This window comes from Mesorhizobium sp. P3_A9 (assembly GCF_056402975.1).
On record NZ_JBFUGJ010000404.1, the window covers coordinates 1 to 4,978 of the forward strand.

3 protein-coding genes and 2 pseudogenes are annotated in these 4,978 nt (G+C 65.4%); 3 read left to right on the forward strand and 2 right to left on the reverse strand.

Features of this window, described 5'->3' with window-relative positions; all coding sequences use genetic code 11:
* Positions 1–236, forward strand: a pseudogene (locus AC1DX0_RS31080) (IS110 family transposase); the annotation flags it as partial.
* Positions 237–281: 45 nt separating this feature from the next.
* Here AC1DX0_RS31080 and AC1DX0_RS31085 read toward each other — a convergent pair.
* Positions 282–1,562 (reverse strand): glycoside hydrolase family 5 protein, encoded by a 1,281-nt coding sequence (locus tag AC1DX0_RS31085; RefSeq protein ID WP_477358269.1) that lies wholly within the window; start codon positions 1,560–1,562, stop codon positions 282–284.
* Positions 1,559–2,728 carry a DUF1972 domain-containing protein gene (locus tag AC1DX0_RS31090; RefSeq protein ID WP_477358271.1) on the reverse strand — a complete coding sequence of 390 codons (1,170 nt, stop codon included), beginning with the start codon at positions 2,726–2,728 and terminating at the stop codon, positions 1,559–1,561. Before AC1DX0_RS31090 ends, AC1DX0_RS31085 begins: the two co-directional genes overlap by 4 nt.
* Before the next feature lie 437 nt (positions 2,729–3,165).
* Between AC1DX0_RS31090 and AC1DX0_RS31095 the strand changes: the two genes are divergently transcribed.
* Both AC1DX0_RS31095 and AC1DX0_RS31100 read left to right on the forward strand, forming a co-directional pair.
* A complete protein-coding gene (locus AC1DX0_RS31095) occupies positions 3,166–4,335 on the forward strand; it encodes a glycosyltransferase family 4 protein (protein ID WP_477358273.1) in 1,170 nt (389 codons plus the stop codon).
* Positions 4,332–4,978 (forward strand): annotated as a pseudogene (locus AC1DX0_RS31100) (MATE family efflux transporter); the annotation flags it as partial. The gene AC1DX0_RS31095 and the pseudogene AC1DX0_RS31100, both read left to right, overlap by 4 nt.

Sequence of the window (4,978 nt, forward strand, 5' to 3'; positions counted from 1 at the left end):
AAGGCTACCGCAAAATCCGTGGCGGGCGCCCTGATGTCAGAACCGCGCTGTTTGTCAGAACCGCGCTGTTCATGCCAGCCCTGCGCGCCGCAGCTGGAAGGGGCGAATTCGCACCCTTCTACAAACGCCTCGTCACAAACGGAAAAAAGCCAATGGTGGCAATCGCTGCCGTCATGCGAAAGATCATCGTTACCCTAAATGCAAGACTAAGGGACGCCGCCATTTCTCAGAGTTGATGACGAAGAGAGGGAGGCGCTCAGCCAATCGCCACGATCCACGATCTATTCCGCCGGCATCCTCAACCCAAGCGCCTCGACCATCGCCGAATCCAGCGCGCGGGTGGAGCCGTCCATCATGCCCATGCCGTCGAAGAGGTCCCAGAAGGCCCAGGGGARGCCGAACGACTCCGCGCTCTGCCGGACATCAGCGATATAGCGGGCGCGGTCGGGGTTGGGGGCGGCGATATAGTGGGCGTCGGAGCGCAGCGCGCCGAATTCGCCCATGATGATGCGGTCAGATGCGATGCCATGGGTGTCGGCCCAGGCGCGCGCCTGGGTGAGATATTTGTCGATGAACCAGCGGTCGGGCTGGGCGTCGAAATAGACCTTCAGCACGCGCTCGGTTTCGGCATAGGCGGCCTTTTTGTCCGCTTCGGAAGTCTTGGTGTCCTGAGCCATGCGTGCCCTGACGGAGGCCAGCGTCTGTTCGAGCGAACCGGCGGAGGCCGGCCACGGCACATTGTTCAGCGCGCGGTAGACGGGTTCGCGCATCCACGGCGCGCCCTGGTGGCTGAACAGATAGGGTTCGTAGAAATGGAAGGTGAACAGGATCGGCTCGAAGGATGCCAGCGGCGCAGGATCGAGTGCCACCAGCCCGCTCACCATCGAGCCGCAGCCGCCGGTGACGACCAGCGGCAAGGTCTGGGATTGCGCCCTGGCCGCCGTCAGCAAGGCTGCCTGGACGTTTGACCAGACGTTGGAATCGCAGGACTGCGGCGGTTCGTTGACCGGCTCCAACGCGACCATGCCCGGCGTGAACCGCTCCAGCCTGCCGGCAAGCTCGCCGACCAGCCCGCGATAGGCGGTGAATTCGGGTGCGGCGGTGCTGGAGACCATGCGGTCGGGGTTCCAGTAGTGGGTGGCGCCGTTGGCCTGGACGTTGACGATGATGCCGAGACCGGCGTCGAGTGTGGCGGTGACGGCGGCGTCCACCATGTCCAGCAACTTGCCGCGCGTGGCGGCGTCGGCCGCCAGGAACGGGCCGGGATCGATGGGCAGGCGGATGAAGTCGAGCCCGGTTCGGCGCAGCCGACCAAGGTCGTCGGATGTCGGCACCGGCCGCTGCGACTGGAAGGGCGGCCAGTCATAGTCGGTGCGGGGTGCCGGAAACTCACGCGTCAGCGCAAACCAGGGCCAGGCGTTGACGCCGCGGCGGAACCGCCATTCGCCGCTGGCGGCAAGGGCGGGCGGCGTGGACGAAAGCGGCGCCAGCACCGCCGCGGCGGGCACCAGCGCCGTCGACAGCGCGGTGGTGATAAGCCGCCGGCGGGACCAGCCCGTCATACCGCGCCGGGCGAGGGACGGTCGATCGCGGCGGTTCTTGGGGCGCTCACGCCGAGAAGCCGGTAGGCTTCGTTTTCATAGGCCAGCAGGACATCGTCCCAGCGGAAGGCTTCGCGGGCACGCGTCCTGGCGGCTTCGCCGCAGGCTTTGACCAGTGCGTCGTCCTCCATCGCCTGCTGCATGCGATCGGCGCAGCTCTGCGTGTCGGTGAAATGGATGGCGGCAGCACCCGCGACCCACCTGTTGTAGGGATTGTCGTGCGCGATCACCATGTTGCCGGCGGCCAGCGCCTCGACCAGCGACGGGTTGGTACCGCCGACCGTGTGGCCATGCATATAGGCACGTGCGTGATACCTCAGTGCTTTCACCGCCGCCTGGTCGTAGATGGCGCCCGGCAGGACCACCGAGGCATTCGCCGCCTTGCGGACGGCGACGTGATAGGGAATCTGGTCGGACAGCGTGCCCAGCACCACCAGCTTCATGTCGCGCTTCCGGCTGCAGAAGGCTTCGACGATCGGCAGGATGTTGTTGTCGGGCTCGATGCGCGCGATCGAGATCAGGTATTTTCCGGGCTCGAGGCCGAGCGCACGCACCGGCGCCTCGGGCGCCGAAGTCACCGGGTCGGCGCCATAGGCGATGGTGGTGATGGCGCTGCGCGGCCGGCGCGTCGCCAGATGATCGGCAATGACAGGATGATCGGCGACCAGGCGGTGCGAGGCCCAGGCGCCGATCCACTCATTGAGCCAGAACCAGGTGCGCGCCGCGCGCCCCCATTTGGGGCGGCGCCATTCTATGCCGTCCATATTCGTGATGATCTTGCGCCGCATCAGCCTGAGYCAGGTCAGGAAGACCGCGCCATTGTAGCCGAGCACGAGGCAGACGCCGGGCCGGCGCGCAGCGTCGAGCACGCATTGCCAGTCGAATTCCAGCGTTGCGCGCGGGCCCTTCGAGGCGACCTGGATGTGGATGAGGTCGATGCCGTTCCAGGTTTCGGTGCGCACCCTCTGGTCGACACGCTCGACCTCCTCCTGGCAGTAGACGCCGACCTTCCAGCCGCGCCCGACCAGAAAAAGCGCCAGCTTCTCGGCGAAGGTTTCAAAGCCGCCATGGGCGGCAGGAATGCCGCGCGTTCCCAGGATCAGGATGGCAGGCTGTTCCGATTTCATGGCTGCTGGCACTTTCAAGTCCGCCCGATCCGCGATGCGCGGCTGTCCCATTTCAAAACCGCCGCCTTGCAAGATGCCTGCCAGGCCCGATTCCAGCCATTATCGCATCCGGGTTGTAAAATATTTCTTCCAAACGCCCGGGTTGTTTCATTATCGGTCAACCTTCCCAACGTATGTGTAGCGAAACGAGGCAATGCCGGGCCGGTTGGCCTGTAAATGGATATATTAGAACGGCATAATCCTTGCAAATGGACTTCTGCGCGTCGGAATCGGCGGAAGGCGTGCAGCTTTGGTGTGGTGATCCGGGTTCAACATCCGTTTCTGACCACACTGACAACGAGGGAAGTCCAAAGGGGTGTTGGCTTGAAGTTTCCGGTCGCCGATAGCGTCAGGCGGCGGAATCGTCTCACCACCCTGACAGAAAGATGCATGTGAAGATGCGGATTGCTTGCATCCATCAGGGTTACGAACTCTACGGTTCCGACCGCAGCTTCGCCGAGAGCGTGGCCGCGTTGCGCGCCGCGTTTCCGTCGGCCGACATCGAAGTGGTCTTGCCGCGCAGCGGACCGATCGTCGAAATCCTGGAGCCTCATGCCAGCCGCATCGTCTTCGAGCCGCTCTGGGTGCTCAGGCGCCAAGCGATGCTGAGGCTGGCAACCGTCGAGATGGCGCGGCTGCCGGTGGCGCTGTGGCGGGCCTCGCGTCGCCTGCGCGATTGCGACCTCGTCTACGTCAACACCTCGATCGTCGCCGACTATGCGCTGGCCTCGCGCCTGCTGCCCAGCAAGGCATTGCTGCACATCCATGAAATTCCCGAAGGCGCGCTGCGCCGGATCCTCGTCGGTCTGATGCACTGGAGCCATGCCGACCTCATCTTCAATTCGAAAGCGACGCGCGCCACATTCGGCGAGCCCAGATCCGCGCGCTCCTACGTCGTCTACAATGGCGTTGCCGGTCCGGCGACGGCGCAAGCGATGACCTATGACGGCAAGCGCCCGCTGCGGGTGCTGCTGCTTGGCCGCATCAACCGGATCAAGGGCCAGGAAGTGCTTTTGCAGGCGATCGCCTCGCTGCCGGCGGAGCTGAAGTCGCGGATCGAGGTGCGGCTGGTCGGCGGCGCCTTCGAAAGCGTAGAGCGTGAGCATGCGCTGGCCGAACTGGTCGAGACCATGGGGCTGGCCGGACAGGTCAGCGCCTTGCCCTTCGTCTCAGACCCTTCGGAGCATTATCGCTGGGCCGACATCGTCACCGTGCCGTCGCGGCGTCCTGAATCGCTCGGCCGCGTCGCCATCGAGGCGATGGCCTATGGCCGTCCGCCACTGGTGTCGGCGATCGGCGGGCTGGTCGAAGTGGTCGCCGACAACGAGACCGGCTGGCAYGTTCCGCCRGGCGATGCGGCGGCSYTGGCCGCGAAATTGCAGCAGATCATCCTCGCCCCYGARGCCTGGCKCGGTTTTGTCGCCGCCGGGCGCAAGCGCTACGAGACGATGTTCAGCGAGCCGGTCGCGGCSGCGGCGATCGCCGCGATCGCSACTGAGAAGCTGAAGGCGGCCATCGCAAGGCCGGGCAGGGCGGCAAGCACGCGCCAGGCGGAGACACGGCCGTGAAGTTCCCGATTCAGCTGGTGCGGCGCCTCGTGCTGATGATCGGCGGCGAGGCGATGCAGAGCGGCTTCCACTTCGCCCTCAACATCATGCTGCTGCACATGCTGTCGGCGCAAGGCTACGGCCTTTTCGCCATCGGCATGGTGATGGGCGGCGTCGGCCTGTCCTACATCAGGTCGCTCACCGCCGTCCCCGCCTCGATATGGATGAGCAAGAGCGTCAACAGCGCTGGCGTCGATGCTTATGACGTGGCCTTTGGAACGGCGGCGCTGGTGGTGGCGTTGCTGATGGCCGTCGGCACGGCTGTTCTGATGCGTCTGCTGGGCGACCCGAGCGGCATTGCCGCCGGCTGCTTCGTCGGCGCGTGGTCATTGCGCAGCCATATGCGCACGGCCTTCTTCGCGCGCCGCCAGCAGGTGATCGTCTCCATCAGCGATGCCGCTTTCACCATCGCCGGCACCGTGTTCGCCGGCCTGGCGATCTGGTTCGCCGGGGCCGCGCTGCAGACCGTGTTCTATGCGCTTGCTGCGGCCAATGTGGTCGGCATTTTCGTCCTGGTCCGGCTGGCGCGTCGCACGATCCGCATCTCCTTCCGCATGCCGACGCGCCGGCGCTATGCCAGGCTGTGGCGCCAGCTGTGCTGGTC